The organism is Streptococcus sp. KHUD_017 (genome assembly GCF_054861245.1).
On the sequence record NZ_CM142175.1, the window covers coordinates 1,631,346 to 1,645,906 of the forward strand.

Below are 14,561 nucleotides of genomic sequence, written 5' to 3' on the forward strand. Positions count from 1 at the left end.
TACTCAACTGTGCGGAGGTGGGACAACGAAATCGAATTCTAACGAATTACCGATTTCTGTCCCACTCTCATTTCCCTGTAAATTTCGCAATTAACTCATGCCACTTTTCTGGAGCTAAAATCGCCCATGGATCTTGGCCCTTGCCTAAGATACCGTAGCCAATCATCAAGCCAATTCCAAGTGCTAAGACACCTAAAAGTAAAACAATGATGACTAAAAGAAATCGACGCAGCACATAAGATACTTCTTTATTCATCTTCATCTTCATCAGCTTCCACACTTACCCGTTCAATATTAGCTCCTAACTGAGCTAATTTTTCATGAAAACGATAATAACCTCTATCCAAATGGACAAGTTTCCCAACAACAGTCTCCCCTTCAGCTATTAAACCTGTCAGAATCAAGGCTGCACTGGCACGAAGGTCCGTAGACAGCACTTCTGCCCCTTGGAGAGGTTGCCCGCCAACGATACGAGCTGTATCACGGATAATCTCAGAATGCAAGCCCATGCGACGCATTTCCTCTAGATGTTGGAAACGATTCTCAAAGACTGTCTCAACCATAGTTGATTCTCCTTGAGCAACCGTCATAAGAGCAGTAAACTGCGCCTGCATGTCCGTAGGAAACCCTGGATGTGGTAAGGTCTTGACATAAACTGCTTTTAGTTTGTCTCGTTGAGAACGGATGCGGATTCCTTCATCCTCATCGATGACTTCAACACCCATTTCTTGTAATTTCGCCAACAAGGGACGGTTGTGTTCCCAGATAGCATCTTGAATCAGGACATCTCCACCTGTCATTGCAGCAGCAACCATGAACGTCCCTGCTTCGATGCGGTCTTGAACAACGTTATGGGTTGCACCATGCAAGTTTTCAACACCAGTGATAGTAATGCTCTCTGTTCCCGCACCTTTGACTTTAGCACCCATTTTATTTAAAAGAACAGCCAAGTCTACAATTTCAGGTTCACGCGCAGCATTTTCGATAACAGTTACGCCATCAGCTAGCGTTGCAGCCATCATCAAGTTTTGGGTTGCTCCAACACTAGGAAAGTCCATATAGATATGGGCCCCATGCAAGCGTTCTGCCTTAGCTTCGATATAGCCAGCTGTTTGGGTAATCTTAGCCCCCATTGCTTCCAAACCTTTAAGGTGAAGGTCAATCGGACGACTACCGATCGTACAACCACCTGGCATCGAAACTTTAGCGTGACCAACCCTAGCCAGAATCGGACCCAAGACTACAATAGAAGCACGCATCTTGCTGACATACTTATAGGGAGCTTCTTCTGTGATATCATCTGTCGCATCCACTTCAACAACGTGTGCATCTTGATCAAAATTAACTTTCGCATTTAATCCACGAACTACTTGGTTCATGGTAAAGACATCCGATAGGATAGGAACATTTTTTAAAACTGTTTTTCCTTCACTTGCTAAAATCGTCGCCGCAAGTAGTGGCAAAACTGCATTTTTCGCGCCCTCAATTGTAACACTTCCGACAAGGCGATTATCGCCACCTCGAACTACAATTTTTTCCATAAATATTTTCCTTTACTTTCGAATTTAGAATAATGTCCGTACAGCTTCTTGCCATAATTGGTAGAGATTTAGGAAAAAAGAACTGATTAGATATCCTAAACCGATACTACACAATACTACCAAAAGTCGTACCTTCCTCGCATTGTCCTTGGTCACCTTCAAAATTTGATCCCATTTGACTAAATCTTTCAAAAGTTGAAAAACTAGGTAGATAAAAAACATATGACTACTTAGGGTAAAAAACAATTGAATCATCTGCCTATTATACCATCTTCTTTTTTTCTACGCTAGTCTATGGACTTGCACTATATTCTATGGGTTGTTTTTCAAGTAATCAATTGCATCCTGAAGTGTTTTTACAGGAACAATCTTCATGTCTGTTTTAATCATTTCAGCAGCTTCTACAGCCGTGTCATAATTACTTTTAGCATTAGGATTGGCCTTTTTAGCTTCTTCAGTTACTGGATTGTTAGGAGCAAAGAATACAGTAGCTCCTTTTTTTGCAGCAGCAACAACTTTTTTGTCAATTCCACCAATATCACCAACATTTCCATCTCTGTCGATACTTCCTGTACCAGCAATAATACGTCCATTTCGAAGAGTTGGATCTGCAATTTGCGTATAGATGGATAAACTAAACATCATTCCTGCACTCGGACCACCAATGCCAGCAGTTGAAAACTTGATTGGCACATCACTTGACACTTCTGTGCGGTCAATCAAACCGATTCCAATACCGTTTTTCCCATTTTCCAGAGTAATGATTTTTCCTTCAGCGGTTTTGACTTTCCCATCTTCTTGATAAGTAACTTTAACCTTGTCGCCTAGAGTTTGAGAATTGACGTAGTCGACCATCTCCTTAGAACTCTCAAAAGTCTTATCATTGACAGCTGTTACTGTGTCGGCAATATTAAGGATCCCCTTGAAGGTTGAGTTATCTGTTACGGTCAAAACATAGACTCCCAGGTATTTGAGTTCTATCTCCTTGCCCGCCGCCTTCAGACCTTGATATTTGGCCATGTTCTGCGAAGTTTCCATGTAAAACTGGTTGATTCGCATAAATTCTGCATCTGAAGAACCACCTGTCATTTCTTTTGCACTACGAATATCTGTAAAAGGTGTTAGCCAAGCATAAACCAAGTCCACCATTCTGGCGTGTTTAACTCCTACCGTCACAAATTGGTAAGAACCTTCTTCTTGGTCAGATTGGTTATTAACTTGTAAAACCTTTCGAATATCTTCTGAAGTCCCTGGCACCTCAATGTAATAAGGAAGTGGTACCGTAAAAGCTATAAAAGTGATCATGAGCCCGATGATTAAATATATGGGCCATCTAGTTTTTTTCTTCATTCTTTAACTCCTCCAAGACTACATTTGGTACATACTTGCTAATATCTTGTTCAAACTTCAATAGTTCTCTCACAGCTGAAGAGCTGATATAAACATGCTCTGGGCGACTATGGAGATAGACTGTCTCAATCTCTCCTGCTAATTGATGGTTGTAAAAATCAAAACTGGCTTCATACTGAAGATCAGTAGCGTTACGCAAACCACGAACAAGAACATGGACACCCAGTTTTCTAGCAATATCAACGACTAATTCATCATGAGAGGATATGACCTGGACATTTTTTAGGTGTCCCACCGCTTTTTCAACCGTCTCTAGCCGACTTTCTATCGGTAAAAATCCATTTTTGTGTGGATTATAAAAAATCCCCACATACAATTTATCAAAGAGCTTACTTGCACGCTCAATGAGATCCATATGCCCATTTGTCATTGGATCAAACGAACCTGTGAATAGCCCGATTTTATCTGACATAAACCGTCACCTTACTAATCCCATATATTTTTTCCTTCCAGATGCCTAAACAGGCGATTTCTTCTGGAAGCTCTACTGATTTATCGGTCTCGCAGACCACCATGACATCTTCTGAGAAAAGATTTCTCTCAGCCATTTTTTCAATGTCGGATACGATTTGCTCCTTGGCATAGGGAGGGTCCAAAAAGATGAGATCAAAGACACCATCCACTTGCTCTAATGCACGACTGGATTCCATTTTCAATAATTGAAATTTAGAGGTTTCCTTGGTCATCAGAATGTTTTCTGCCACAATATTCTGTGCTCGACGATCCTTCTCAACTAGGACAGCGCTCGACATCCCTCTTGAAACTGCTTCAATGGATAAGCCCCCACTACCAGCATAGAGATCTAGCACACGTCCTCCTTCAAAGTAAGGGCCAATCATATTGAAAATAGCTCCGCGGACCTTGTCCGATGTCGGCCTCGTTGTTTTCCCGTCCAAGGTCTTTAAAGGACGTCCTCCGTAGATTCCTGATACGATTTTCATAAGGTATATTATACCAAATTCTGATGAAATAAGAAAATCGAACCTCTCGGTTCGATTGATTAAAGAATATTCTCGTAAGTATCTCTGACTTCTTGTGGCCAAACACTGGTTTGAACTTCACCGATGTGCTTCTTACGAAGTAAGAACATGGCCATACGAGACTGTCCAATTCCTCCACCGATTGTCAAAGGGAAGAGTCCGTTTAAGAGAGCCTTATGCCATTCAAGAGATAAGCGGTCTTCATCTCCGGTAATAGCTACCTGACGACGAAGAGTGTCTTCATCGACTCGAATCCCCATTGAAGACAATTCAAAGGCTGCACCCAAATTATCATTCCAAACAAGGATATCTCCATTTAGGCCCTTGTAGCCATTTTCAGATTCTGTTGTCCAGTCATCATAGTCCGGTGCACGTCCGTCATGAGGTTTTCCATCTGACAATACACCACCGATACCAATTAGGAAGACCGCACCGAATTCCTTACAGATAGCATTTTCACGTTCTTTTGGAGTTAAGTCCGGGTAGCGTTCTACCAATTCTTCAGTATGGATAAAGGTAATTTGCTTGGGCAAAATTGACTCAATATCATAGCGGGCTTCGACTGCTAACTCTGTTAAACGAATGGCCTTATAAATCTTTTCAACGGTTTCCTTGAGGTAGGCTAGATTACGGTGCCCATTAGGAATAACCTTTTCCCAGTCCCACTGGTCCACATAAACCGAGTGAGTCGCATCTAGTGAATCTTCGTCTGGACGAAGAGCCTTCATGTGAACAAAGAGGCCTTCTCCCTCACCAAAACCAAAACGTGCCAAAGTATGGCGTTTCCACTTAGCAAGCGAATGCACCACTTCATAGGTTTCATTAGGAATCTGCAAAACCTTAACTGAAACTGGATTTTCAATACCTGAAAGGTTGTCCTGCATTCCATCACCAACCTTACTCAAGATTGGTCCTTGCACTTCTACTACTTCTAACTTATCTTTTAAATATTGGGTAAAGGTATTTTTTACAAAGGAAATTTCTTCCTGTTGATGGATAAAACTTTTCTTCATACATCTCTCCTTTTGAATAATAAGATGATTATACCCTTTTACCAGTAAAAATAAAAGTAAAAATTTAAAAAAGAGCTCATTTGAGCTCTGAAAGTATTAATCGTCTCTTCCAAAGATACGTAGGAAGCTAAGGAAGAGGTTGATAAAGTCGAGGTAGAGGCTAAGTGCTAAAGAAATTGCCCAGCCTGTAGCTACCTGTCCATCTGACTCTTCGTAAACATAACGAATTTTTTGATTATCCCAAGCAATCAAACCTGCAAAAACAAGCACCATAACAATACTAATAATGTAGTCCATTAGGCCACTATTTAAGAAGATATTAACAACCATGGCCAGTATCAGACCAAATAAGGCTGCAATCAAAGCACGACCGATTCCACTCAAATCCTTTTTAATGACTACTCCTACGATAGCCATCACAAAGAAGAGGGCTGCACTGGAGATAAAGGCTGTCAAAACTGTCCCAGGAAGATAGAGCGAAACAATGAAGCTTAGTGAAAAACCATTAACCGCTGAGTAGAGCAGAAATATTGGAAAGGTTGCTGGACTATTCTTTACCGCTAAACCACTCGCAAAAATCACTAGAGCTACTTCTACAATTCCTGTTACGATTAGCCATATACGGGCGTTAATCATTAACTGAACAAGAAGATCTTGGAAGGTTGTTAACATCAAGGCTGAAACAATTGCAGATAAGGCAATCCCAATCCCGACAAAAGCATAGACTTTTGCATAAAATTGATTCAGACCAGAACGTTCTTGAATAATTGTTTGATTCATATCTTTTTTCTCCTTATGAAATCTTTTTACTTATTATAACAAAAATAAAACAATTTAACTCAAATAAAACATGAGTATTCCTGCAGCAATGGCAACGTTGAGACTTTCCGCTTGCCCTTTCATGGTAATATGAACCAGTTGATCTGCCTGATTTGTCATGAATGGACTAATGCCTTGACCTTCATTTCCCATAACCAAGACGAAATCTGCTAGCTGAGCAAGCTCACGATAATCTTTAGAGTTTTGGGACAAAGTAGTTGCCAGAATTGGTAAATTGCCCTTTTTAGCCTCTTCAACAAAAGTTTCAATAGGCATCCGATAAATCGGTAAATGAAAATGACTGCCCTGCATGGATCGAAGAGTCTTCAAGCTATAAATATCTGCTGACTTGCTTGAAACAACGACTCCCGAAAAACCTGCCGCATCTGCCGTTCGGATCATTGTGCCAACATTTCCAGGATCCTGCACGTCTTCCAAGAAAAGATATTTCCCTTGGCTCAAATCCGGCAACTGCTCTTCTTCCTTTTGAACAATGGCTACAATGCCCTGAGGAGTTTGTGAATCTGCTAAATCAAGCAAGATTTCTTCGGCCACAAAGACAGTCTGAGGGTAGTCCGTTAATTTTTCACCATACTCTGAAAGGGCAAATATTTTCTCAATCTTTGCACCAGCCTGAACAGCCTCTTCAAACAAATGCCATCCTTCAATTAAATAAGAAGATTTTCGATATTTTTTTTGATGCAATTTCTTGGCATTTTTTACCACAGAATTGGCTTTAGAGGTTATAATAGTCATAGGAGTATTATAACACAATCAAGGAGGTTTGGTATGCAAAAGGTCAAAATGATCGCACAGGGTCGCGTTCAAGGCGTTGGTTTCCGCTGGGGCGTCTATACCCTTGCCCTCGAAATAGGTGGAATCACTGGTCGTGTCCGGAACAACGATGACGGAACCGTTGAAATTCTTGCCCAAGCAGAGTCTTCAGCTATCATGGCTAAGTTCATCCAAGAAATCCGAAAAGGACCTACTCCCTTCTCAAAAGTAACTTATCTAGATGTTCAATTGAGCAACTTCCCATCCTATTCAGATTTCAAAGTAGCAAATTAGGTCTCTAGAACTATTGTATATTTTCAAAAAAAACAGTAGAATAGAAAGGTATCATTTTTAAGAAGGAATTAAAACAGTGAAATCAATTAAACGAATCGCCCTCTCTATCATGGGAGTGGCTATGCTATTAGTCTTAACAGGCTGTGTCCAGGTTGATAAAGCAACTGGACAACCAACAGGATTTATTTGGAATACAATCGGAGCACCTATGGCTGAAGCCATCAAGTACTTTGCTACTGATAAAGGGCTAGGCTTTGGGGTCGCTATTATTATCGTAACCATCATCGTCCGCTTGATTATTTTGCCACTGGGTATCTATCAATCTTGGAAGGCAACGCTTCACTCTGAAAAGATGAACGCCCTCAAGCATGTTCTTGAGCCACATCAAACTCGTCTCAAAGAAGCAACTACTCAAGAAGAAAAACTGGAAGCCCAACAAGCTCTCTTTGCTGCTCAAAAAGAGCACGGTATCAGCATGTTTGGCGGAGTAGGATGTTTCCCTCTCCTCATCCAAATGCCTTTCTTCTCAGCGATCTACTTTGCTGCTCAAAATACAGAAGGTGTTGCTGAAGCTAGCTTCTTAGGAATCGCACTTGGTTCTCCAAGTTGGATTCTTATCGCCTGTGCAGGTGTTCTCTACTACGTCCAATCGCTCCTTTCACTACACGGAGTTGAAGATGAGACTCAAAGAGAACAACTCAAGAAGATGATTTACATGAGTCCAATGATGATTGTCATGTTCTCAATCTTTTCACCAGCCAGCGTTACGCTTTACTGGGTTGTCGGTGGTTTCATGATGATCCTTCAACAATTCATCGTCAACTACATCATTCGTCCAAAACTTCGTAAAAAAGTACGTGAAGAATATGCCAAGAACCCACCAAAAGCAAGCAAAACTTCAGGTGCTCGTAAAGATGTAACTCCTGAATCAGCAGCAGTTATCTCAACTTCTACTAAGAAGAAAAATAAAAAACGCAATTCTGGAAAACAACATTCTAGATAAAAAATAAAAGGCTTAGCATTCTAGCTAAGCTTTTTTTATATCAGAAAAGCCCGATGTTCCCATCAGGCTTCTTTTTATCCATGTACACGTTTCATGTAATCTTGATAACTTTCTGTATCCATCAATTCCTTAGCATTCTTCACACGATCTGCCGTTGGAGGTTTAACCCCTTCAAGAGAATACGGAATGCCAAGCTCGCGCCATTTGAATTCTCCCATAGTGTGGTAGGGTAGGATTTCAAACTTATCAACGTTTTTAAGAGTTTTTACGAACTTACCAAGCTCAATCAAATCTTCATCACGGTCTGTCAATCCAGGCACAAGAACGTGACGAATCCAAACAGGTTTCCCAATATCTGACAAGTACTGAGCACATGCCAAGATATTTTTATTGGTTTGACTGGTTACAATCTTGTGCTGTGCTTCGTTGATTTCCTTGATATCAAGGAGAACCAAGTCTGTCACGGCCATGAGTTTGTTGAATTTCTCTAAATAACGTGGCTTATTACGGAATGGAAGGGCACAAGTATCCAAGGTACAGTGGATTCCTTTTTCTTTTGCTTTTGTAAAGAGAGCAATTAGGAAATCAATCTGCAAGAGAGCTTCTCCTCCACTGACTGTGATGCCTCCCTTGTCTCCCCAGAAACCACGATAACGAAGCGCTTCTTCTAGAACATCATCTACTGTTCGTACACGAGATTTATTGGTTTCCATCGCCCACGTGTCAGGGTTATGGCAATATTGGCAACGCATCTGACAGCCCTGCAAAAAGACAATAAAACGAATCCCAGGGCCATCTACCGCCCCAAAACTCTCTGTCGAATGCACCATTCCTGTCACTTGTCCATAGTCAATTGTTTCTTCAGACATCACGTCACCTTCCTTGAAACCGTTTTATAGCTTTATTATATCATGCCTGAAAAGAAAAACCACAGATTTTGTCTATTTTTTAGAAAACAAACTGTTTTTCACTTTCAACTTTCATGATTTTCAAAAATTCTTCTAATCCTTGTCAAAGTCGAATCCATAGAGAGTTGCAAAATAGTCCTCAGGTCGCTCTGCTCTACGGATTAGTCGTGCACTACCGTCCTCTGTATAGAGGACCTCTGCTGAACGAAGTTTGGCATTGTACTGGTAGCCCATAGAGAAGCCATGCGCACCTGTATCATGAATGACTAACAAATCACCAATTTCTGTTTGAGGTAGTTCACGATTAACTGCAAACTTGTCGTTGTTTTCACAAAGAGAGCCAACAACATCAACGACTTCCGTCTGACCGTCAGGATTCATCATATTGGTGATGTGGTGATAAGCTCCATACATAGCCGGTCTCATAAGATTGACAGCTGATGCATCTACTCCGAGATAAGTTCGGTAGGTTTTCTTTTTATGGGTTACTTTAGTCACTAGAGTTCCATGAGGCGCTAACATAAAACGTCCTAGTTCTGTAAAAATCTTAACTTGACCAAGACCTACTGGCGTAAGAACTTCTTCATAAACCTGACGAACCCCCTCACCAATTAAAGCAATATCATTTGGCTCCTGGTCCGGACGATAGTTGACCCCGATTCCTCCAGAAAGATTGATGAAGTCTAGCGAAATACCTAACTTTTCCTTGATTTCTACAGCCAGTTCAAAAAGCTGGCGCGCCAATTCTGGATAATAGAGATGAGTAACAGTATTGGAAGCTAGGAAGGAATGAATCCCAAAAGTTCTTGCTCCCTTTTCTTTCAAGAGAGCAAAGGCTTCAAAGAGCTGTTCCTTAGTCATCCCGAACTTAGCTTCACCAGGATTATCCATAATATCCGTTCCTAATTCAAATACGCCACCAGGATTGTAACGGCAAGAGATAATCTCAGGGATGCCTGCTGCACGTTCTAAATGGGCGATATCTTCAAAGGCATCCAAGTTGATAGTCGCCCCTAATTCGCGGGCATAGGCGTACTCTTGGTCTGGTGTATTGTTAGATGAAAACATCATCTCCGACCCTGTAAATCCAAGCTTATGACTCATCAAGAGCTCTACATAACTAGAACAATCCACTCCACATCCTTCTTCTTGTAAGATTTTTAAGATAGCTGGAGTTGGAGTTGCCTTAACTGCGAAGTATTCTTTAAAGCCTTTATTCCAAGAGAAAGCTTCATTAACTGCGCGTGCTTTCTCGCGAATACCTTTTTCATCGTAGAGATGGAATGGAGTTGGAAACTCTTCAACAATCTTTTCTAAGTCTTCACGTTTAATAAATGGCGTCTTCATAGGGCTCCTTCATATTCATTATCAAAGAAAGGCTGGGACGAAAGTTCCAACCTTTAAGCATCTTATTCTCTCTTATTTTTCTGTTTCGAAGATGTTCCCAACTTCAACTTCAATTTGTTGGTTCTTCACATCAATATTGGTAACTTTTAAGAGTGATTTGTAGTCAAACTGCTGTTCACGATCTTCCTGCGCATTATCAGCAAAGACAGCTACACCAGCTAACTCAGAGTCAAACTCTGTTAAAAGGCTAATCATACCGTTAATCGTTCCTCCGCCTTTCAAGAAGTCATCAACAATCAAGACACGACTTCCTGCTTTAAGGCTACGTTTTGAAAGGAACATTTTTTCAATACGGTCACTAGAACCTGAAACATAGTTAACACTCACAGTTGAACCTTCTGTGATTTTCAAGTCACGACGGACAATGACAAAAGGTACGTTGAGAACATTTGCTACTGCATTTGCAAGCGGAACCCCTTTGGTCGCTACCGTCATAACAGCATCAATCTTTTGGTCCATAAAACTCTTGGCAATAATACGTCCAATATTTTTTAAAATAGCCGGAGTACTAAGGAGATCAGACAAATAAATGTAGCCACCTGGCAGAATGCGGTCACTCTCTGAAAGTTTATCGCGAAGCTCTTGGATGATTGTTTTGGACTCAAGGGTAGAGATAGATGGTGTGAAAATAACCCCACCACCAGCACCTGTCACCGTTTGAATATGGCCGATTTCAATTTCTTCAAAGGCGCGCTTAATAATGACAATATCTTCTGAAATAGAAGATTTGGCAGATTCATACTTTTCCGCAAAGGTATTGAGACTGGTTAATTTGTATGGATTGTTAATCAAATAATTGGAAATAACAACCATCCGATCACTTCTTCTTAATTTCATTAGTTATTCACCATTCTTTTTAATTAGTCTTTTTCTCATTATAACACACTAAAGCAAAAAAAACGAACTTTATTGTCTAAATAAAGCTCATTTTTTTAGTTTCTAGTCTAATTTTGGCTTGTAGAAGGAACGATTGTCCATTGCAAAGACTTTATTGGTCATTTCACCCTCATCAACAAGAGCCAGAGCTGTTGACATCATCATCATACTCGCATCCAAATTATCAATCATATGAATAATTTCAGCTTCCATCACACGAGGACGAACTGGACTACCATACTCGAGTAATCCATGGTGACTGAGAATCACATGGCGCAGAAGCACCACTTCTTCTCGAGTGTCATCGATACCAAGTTCCATAACTGCTTTGGTAATCTCGCTATCAATCAAAGCGATATGGCCGATAAGATTTCCTCTCACTGTATACTCTGTCTGGTCCGGACCTGTTAACTCAATAACCTTAGCCAGGTCATGAAGCATAATTCCCGCATAGAGCAAGCTCTTATTGAGCTGTGGGTAGACATCTGCAATTGCCTCTGCTAAACGAACCATAGTCGCTGTATGATAAGCAAGCCCTGTTTCAAAGGCATGGTGGTTGGTTTTTGCAGCTGGATAAGAATAAAATTCTTTATCATATTTGGTATAGAGGGCCCGAACGATTCGTTGCCAGATGGGATTTTCAATCTTGAAAATCATCTGTGCCATGTACTCACGGATTTCTTTAACATCCACTGGTGATTTGACCTTGAAGTCTGCTGGGTCATTGGGTTCGCCAGGCTGAGGTAAGCGAAGGGTGATTTGATTTACCTGTGGAGTGTTGTTGTAAACTTCACGACGTCCTTGCATGTGGACAACTTTTCCTGCAGTAAAGGCCTCAACGTTATGAGGTTGGGCATCCCAGAGCTTTCCTTCGATTTCCCCGCTATCATCTTGGAAGGTGAAAGCTAGGTAATTTTTCCCAGCACGCGTCTGTCTCAGATCGGCTGATTTGATCAGGTAAAAGCCTTCGAACAGTTCATCTTTTTTCATGTGACTAATCTTCATATTCTTCCTCATCTTCTTGGAACTGGAGCAAATCAAGCATAGGCTCACCTTCTGACAATTCAATATGTCGGAGAGTTCGCTCGATAGCTGAAGTACGTCGGTTTAACAATTCATCAATATTACCAGTGGCATGTTGGAGGTGTTTTTGCGCTTTAACCAGAATGCCACCAAACTTGCCAAATTCGGTTTTGACGTTGGCTAGAGTTTGGCTAATATGGTCAGCACTCTTTTGGATATTCAGAGTCTTGAAGCCGACCGATAGGGAGTTAAGAAGGGCTGACAAGGTACTTGGTCCCGCAACGATAATCTGCTCTTCCCGTCTCAAGCCATCAAAGAAAATAGGATTTCTAACGATTTCTGAGTAAAGACCTTCTGTCGGAACAAACAAGACTCCAAAATTGGTTGTCCGAGGTGGCGCCAGGTACTTACTCTTAATATCCTTAGCAAAACGCTTGACGCTTGCTAGGAGAGACTTACGACAGCGCTCAATCTCGTCCTTGTCACCTGCTTCATAGGATTCTTCCAGACGGTAATAATCTGCCAGTGGAAACTTAGAATCAATCGGTAGATAGACATATTCTTGGTCGCCTTGTCCAGGCAACTTGATGGCGTACTCGACTCGCTCACTCGAATTTTCAACCGTTGCAAATTCTCGTTCATACTGAGCAGGTGTCATGATATCTTCGATAATCTGCCCCAGTTGTAATTCTCCTAAAATTCCTCGAGTTTTTGTACCAGATAAGACCTTATTAAGAGCGCCGACATCACGGGCAACCGTCTGCATTTCTCCAAGGCCGCGATTGACAGATTCCAGTTGTTTTGAAACTGTCTCGAAAGACGCTTGCAAGCGTGTCTGCAAGGTCTTTTCTAACTTTTCCTCGACCGTTTGGCGCATCTGCTCTAAACGTTGCTCATTTGATTCCTGCAAGGCCTGTAGTCGTTGGTCGGTCTTATCTCTGGTTTGGAGGAGGTTTTCATTCATCTCCTGTCGAACCTGAGTCAGACCTTGGTGCAATTCGATTCGCACCTCCTGCAAACGATCGCTAACAGCCACTTCTAGATTTTTTTGGTCCAGCTGGCTTGCTTGTCGCGCTTGTTCAAATCGATAATCTAACTGGTCTGAAAGGTTATCTGCCTGGTCTTCTAAATTTTTGGTCAGGTATTTCTCCTGCTTTTCCTGCCTCTGCCAAATAAGAAAGAGGCCGGCTAGGTTAGCAATTAGTAACAGTAGTAATATAATCTCCATCCTATCTCCTGTCCTTACTATGCAGTATAACCACATAGCCATCTGGGCAAGTCACCGAAACTTCCCTATCTATATATTCGTTAGAAGCGTAAACTTTCTTAAAGAAAAAATTCGCCTCAGTCAATTCATACTTGGCTCCGATAATAGTCAACTGACTATCCCGAACCGGCATAAAGGCCAGATAATCGTAGTCCGAACGTGGCTCTAGTTGACTGGTCCCTTCTGGGCAATAGCTAATCAAGTTTTGCCCATCCTCAATCTCTATTTGGCGCATATAGGGTGCCAATTTGGGATTGCTGGGTAGAAAGACATTGGCCAGCATATGATCAATACGACCACCTAGGGCACCAAAAATGGTCACCTGAGCCTGAGGATTTTTTTCAAAAATCGTTAACAGTGCTAGTTCCAAATCGGTATCATCCTTCTCTGGCTGAGCTTGGACAAAGTGCTGGGCACGTTCTTGAATCAACTGACCTTCTTCTACAGTCACAGAATCAAAATCTCCGACTGCTAGAGCAAGAGGAAGTTTTTCCTCTAAAACCCAGAGCGAGCCTCGATCCACACCGACATAGCAATCAAAATCTGTTCGATAGTGACCACGGTCTCCACCAGCAAAAACTGCAACTCTAGTCCAGTTCTTTTCTGAGAGCTTGCACTCGTTCATTGACATCTCCCTTAAAGACATAGGATCCTGCTACAAAAACTGTTGCACCAGCTTCTTTGGATTGAGCAATGGTTTTATCATCAATCCCACCATCCACTTCGATCTCAAAGTTCAAATCTTTTTCCTCACGAAGGGCCACCAACTCACGAATCTTATCCATGGTTTCTGGCAAAAAGGCTTGTCCACCAAATCCAGGGTTAACCGTCATGACCAAGACTTGATCAACTAAGTGAAGCACGTGCTTGATAGCTTCAACAGGCGTTCCAGGATTGATAACAACCGATGGTTTGACACCTAGAGAACGAATCTTTTGAAGAGCACCATGAATATGAGGTGTCGCTTCAACATGGATGCTAATGATGTCAGCTCCTGCACGCGCAAAATCCTCTAAATGATGTTCTGGGTTAGAGACCATCAAGTGGCAGTCAAAGACCATCTTACTATGAGGTCGAAGACTTTCGACTACACCTGCACCAAAGCTGATCTGAGGTACAAAGTGACCATCCATGATATCGATATGGGCGTATTCTGCCCCAGTTGCTTCAAGGCGTTTAATTTCACGTTCAAAGTTGGCATAATCTGCTGCCAGAATTGACGGAGCAATCTTGTATTGAGACATAG

At 41.6% G+C, this 14,561-nt stretch carries 18 protein-coding genes; 2 read left to right on the forward strand and 16 right to left on the reverse strand.

Going from position 1 to position 14,561, the window contains the following annotated elements; all coding sequences use genetic code 11:
• Positions 1 to 67: 67 nt before the first annotated feature.
• The 9 genes from ACVAMZ_RS08085 to ACVAMZ_RS08125 all read right to left on the reverse strand — a co-directional run bounded on the left by ACVAMZ_RS08085 (position 68) and on the right by ACVAMZ_RS08125 (position 6,519).
• The gene (locus tag ACVAMZ_RS08085) at positions 68 to 262 is read right to left on the reverse strand and encodes a DNA-directed RNA polymerase subunit beta (RefSeq protein ID WP_052689733.1); all 195 of its coding nucleotides are present in this window, start codon (positions 260 to 262) and stop codon (positions 68 to 70) included.
• Positions 249 to 1,541, reverse strand: a complete 1,293-nt coding sequence (gene murA, locus ACVAMZ_RS08090) for a UDP-N-acetylglucosamine 1-carboxyvinyltransferase (RefSeq protein WP_223333786.1) — start codon at positions 1,539 to 1,541, stop codon at positions 249 to 251. Before murA ends, ACVAMZ_RS08085 begins: the two co-directional genes overlap by 14 nt.
• Before the next feature lie 24 nt (positions 1,542 to 1,565).
• Positions 1,566 to 1,796, reverse strand: a complete 231-nt coding sequence (locus ACVAMZ_RS08095; protein WP_414265216.1) for a DUF1146 family protein — start codon at positions 1,794 to 1,796, stop codon at positions 1,566 to 1,568.
• 57 nt (positions 1,797 to 1,853) lie between these two features.
• The gene (locus ACVAMZ_RS08100) at positions 1,854 to 2,891 is read right to left on the reverse strand and encodes a SepM family pheromone-processing serine protease (RefSeq protein WP_461684566.1); all 1,038 of its coding nucleotides are present in this window, start codon (positions 2,889 to 2,891) and stop codon (positions 1,854 to 1,856) included.
• Entirely contained in the window at positions 2,875 to 3,363 is a 489-nt protein-coding gene (coaD, locus tag ACVAMZ_RS08105) for a pantetheine-phosphate adenylyltransferase (protein WP_414265217.1), read from the reverse strand. Before coaD ends, ACVAMZ_RS08100 begins: the two co-directional genes overlap by 17 nt.
• Complete coding sequence (gene rsmD / locus ACVAMZ_RS08110; protein ID WP_414265218.1) at positions 3,353 to 3,892, reverse strand: 16S rRNA (guanine(966)-N(2))-methyltransferase RsmD; 540 nt, start codon at positions 3,890 to 3,892, stop codon at positions 3,353 to 3,355. The genes coaD and rsmD overlap by 11 nt, the downstream gene beginning before the upstream one ends.
• Positions 3,893 to 3,951: 59 nt before the next feature.
• Positions 3,952 to 4,944: an aspartate--ammonia ligase gene (gene asnA / locus ACVAMZ_RS08115; protein ID WP_254724577.1), complete on the reverse strand. Its 993-nt coding sequence runs from the start codon at positions 4,942 to 4,944 to the stop codon at positions 3,952 to 3,954.
• 96 nt (positions 4,945 to 5,040) lie between these two features.
• Complete coding sequence (locus ACVAMZ_RS08120) at positions 5,041 to 5,724, reverse strand: Bax inhibitor-1/YccA family protein (RefSeq protein ID WP_036752231.1); 684 nt, start codon at positions 5,722 to 5,724, stop codon at positions 5,041 to 5,043.
• 54 nt (positions 5,725 to 5,778) lie between these two features.
• On the reverse strand, positions 5,779 to 6,519 hold the full coding sequence (locus tag ACVAMZ_RS08125; protein ID WP_036752228.1) for a TrmH family RNA methyltransferase: 741 nt from the start codon (positions 6,517 to 6,519) through the stop codon (positions 5,779 to 5,781).
• A gap of 33 nt (positions 6,520 to 6,552) precedes the next feature.
• On the opposite strand from ACVAMZ_RS08125, the gene ACVAMZ_RS08130 reads away from it, so the two are divergent.
• The gene (locus ACVAMZ_RS08130) at positions 6,553 to 6,831 is read left to right on the forward strand and encodes an acylphosphatase (protein ID WP_461684567.1); all 279 of its coding nucleotides are present in this window, start codon (positions 6,553 to 6,555) and stop codon (positions 6,829 to 6,831) included.
• Positions 6,832 to 6,907: 76 nt separating this feature from the next.
• Positions 6,908 to 7,834 carry a membrane protein insertase YidC gene (yidC, locus tag ACVAMZ_RS08135; protein WP_461684568.1) on the forward strand — a complete coding sequence of 309 codons (927 nt, stop codon included), beginning with the start codon at positions 6,908 to 6,910 and terminating at the stop codon, positions 7,832 to 7,834.
• A gap of 74 nt (positions 7,835 to 7,908) precedes the next feature.
• Here yidC and pflA read toward each other — a convergent pair whose 3' ends face one another.
• From pflA to rpe, 7 genes are all read right to left on the reverse strand, one after another.
• Complete coding sequence (gene pflA, locus ACVAMZ_RS08140) at positions 7,909 to 8,703, reverse strand: pyruvate formate-lyase-activating protein (protein ID WP_004251620.1); 795 nt, start codon at positions 8,701 to 8,703, stop codon at positions 7,909 to 7,911.
• Between the two features lie 132 nt (positions 8,704 to 8,835).
• Positions 8,836 to 10,089, reverse strand: a complete 1,254-nt coding sequence (locus tag ACVAMZ_RS08145) for a diaminopimelate decarboxylase (protein ID WP_461684569.1) — start codon at positions 10,087 to 10,089, stop codon at positions 8,836 to 8,838.
• 72 nt (positions 10,090 to 10,161) lie between these two features.
• Positions 10,162 to 10,986 (reverse strand): pur operon repressor, encoded by an 825-nt coding sequence (purR, locus tag ACVAMZ_RS08150; protein ID WP_006147832.1) that lies wholly within the window; start codon positions 10,984 to 10,986, stop codon positions 10,162 to 10,164.
• Between the two features lie 102 nt (positions 10,987 to 11,088).
• Positions 11,089 to 12,030 (reverse strand): 3'-5' exoribonuclease YhaM family protein, encoded by a 942-nt coding sequence (locus tag ACVAMZ_RS08155; protein ID WP_006152067.1) that lies wholly within the window; start codon positions 12,028 to 12,030, stop codon positions 11,089 to 11,091.
• Complete coding sequence (locus ACVAMZ_RS08160) at positions 12,020 to 13,276, reverse strand: DNA recombination protein RmuC (RefSeq protein ID WP_461684570.1); 1,257 nt, start codon at positions 13,274 to 13,276, stop codon at positions 12,020 to 12,022. Before ACVAMZ_RS08160 ends, ACVAMZ_RS08155 begins: the two co-directional genes overlap by 11 nt.
• Position 13,277: 1 nt before the next feature.
• The gene (locus ACVAMZ_RS08165) at positions 13,278 to 13,940 is read right to left on the reverse strand and encodes a thiamine diphosphokinase (RefSeq protein WP_461684571.1); all 663 of its coding nucleotides are present in this window, start codon (positions 13,938 to 13,940) and stop codon (positions 13,278 to 13,280) included.
• Entirely contained in the window at positions 13,903 to 14,559 is a 657-nt protein-coding gene (rpe, locus tag ACVAMZ_RS08170) for a ribulose-phosphate 3-epimerase (RefSeq protein ID WP_461684572.1), read from the reverse strand. Before rpe ends, ACVAMZ_RS08165 begins: the two co-directional genes overlap by 38 nt.
• Positions 14,560 to 14,561 lie beyond the last annotated feature (2 nt).

What these genes read in the sequence shown, in the direction of transcription:
- ACVAMZ_RS08085 (WP_052689733.1), bottom strand. Translation starts at nt 262, where the DNA reads ATGAAGATGAATAAAGAAGTATCTTATGTGCTGCGTCGATTTCTTTTA.
- murA (WP_223333786.1), bottom strand. Translation starts at nt 1,541, where the DNA reads ATGGAAAAAATTGTAGTTCGAGGTGGCGATAATCGCCTTGTCGGAAGT.
- ACVAMZ_RS08095 (WP_414265216.1), bottom strand. Translation starts at nt 1,796, where the DNA reads ATGATTCAATTGTTTTTTACCCTAAGTAGTCATATGTTTTTTATCTAC.
- ACVAMZ_RS08100 (WP_461684566.1), bottom strand. Translation starts at nt 2,891, where the DNA reads ATGAAGAAAAAAACTAGATGGCCCATATATTTAATCATCGGGCTCATG.
- coaD (WP_414265217.1), bottom strand. Translation starts at nt 3,363, where the DNA reads ATGTCAGATAAAATCGGGCTATTCACAGGTTCGTTTGATCCAATGACA.
- rsmD (WP_414265218.1), bottom strand. Translation starts at nt 3,892, where the DNA reads ATGAAAATCGTATCAGGAATCTACGGAGGACGTCCTTTAAAGACCTTG.
- asnA (WP_254724577.1), bottom strand. Translation starts at nt 4,944, where the DNA reads ATGAAGAAAAGTTTTATCCATCAACAGGAAGAAATTTCCTTTGTAAAA.
- ACVAMZ_RS08120 (WP_036752231.1), bottom strand. Translation starts at nt 5,724, where the DNA reads ATGAATCAAACAATTATTCAAGAACGTTCTGGTCTGAATCAATTTTAT.
- ACVAMZ_RS08125 (WP_036752228.1), bottom strand. Translation starts at nt 6,519, where the DNA reads ATGACTATTATAACCTCTAAAGCCAATTCTGTGGTAAAAAATGCCAAG.
- ACVAMZ_RS08130 (WP_461684567.1), top strand. Translation starts at nt 6,553, where the DNA reads ATGCAAAAGGTCAAAATGATCGCACAGGGTCGCGTTCAAGGCGTTGGT.
- pflA (WP_004251620.1), bottom strand. Translation starts at nt 8,703, where the DNA reads ATGTCTGAAGAAACAATTGACTATGGACAAGTGACAGGAATGGTGCAT.
- ACVAMZ_RS08145 (WP_461684569.1), bottom strand. Translation starts at nt 10,089, where the DNA reads ATGAAGACGCCATTTATTAAACGTGAAGACTTAGAAAAGATTGTTGAA.
- purR (WP_006147832.1), bottom strand. Translation starts at nt 10,986, where the DNA reads ATGAAATTAAGAAGAAGTGATCGGATGGTTGTTATTTCCAATTATTTG.
- ACVAMZ_RS08155 (WP_006152067.1), bottom strand. Translation starts at nt 12,030, where the DNA reads ATGAAGATTAGTCACATGAAAAAAGATGAACTGTTCGAAGGCTTTTAC.
- ACVAMZ_RS08160 (WP_461684570.1), bottom strand. Translation starts at nt 13,276, where the DNA reads ATGGAGATTATATTACTACTGTTACTAATTGCTAACCTAGCCGGCCTC.
- ACVAMZ_RS08165 (WP_461684571.1), bottom strand. Translation starts at nt 13,940, where the DNA reads ATGAACGAGTGCAAGCTCTCAGAAAAGAACTGGACTAGAGTTGCAGTT.
- rpe (WP_461684572.1), bottom strand. Translation starts at nt 14,559, where the DNA reads ATGTCTCAATACAAGATTGCTCCGTCAATTCTGGCAGCAGATTATGCC.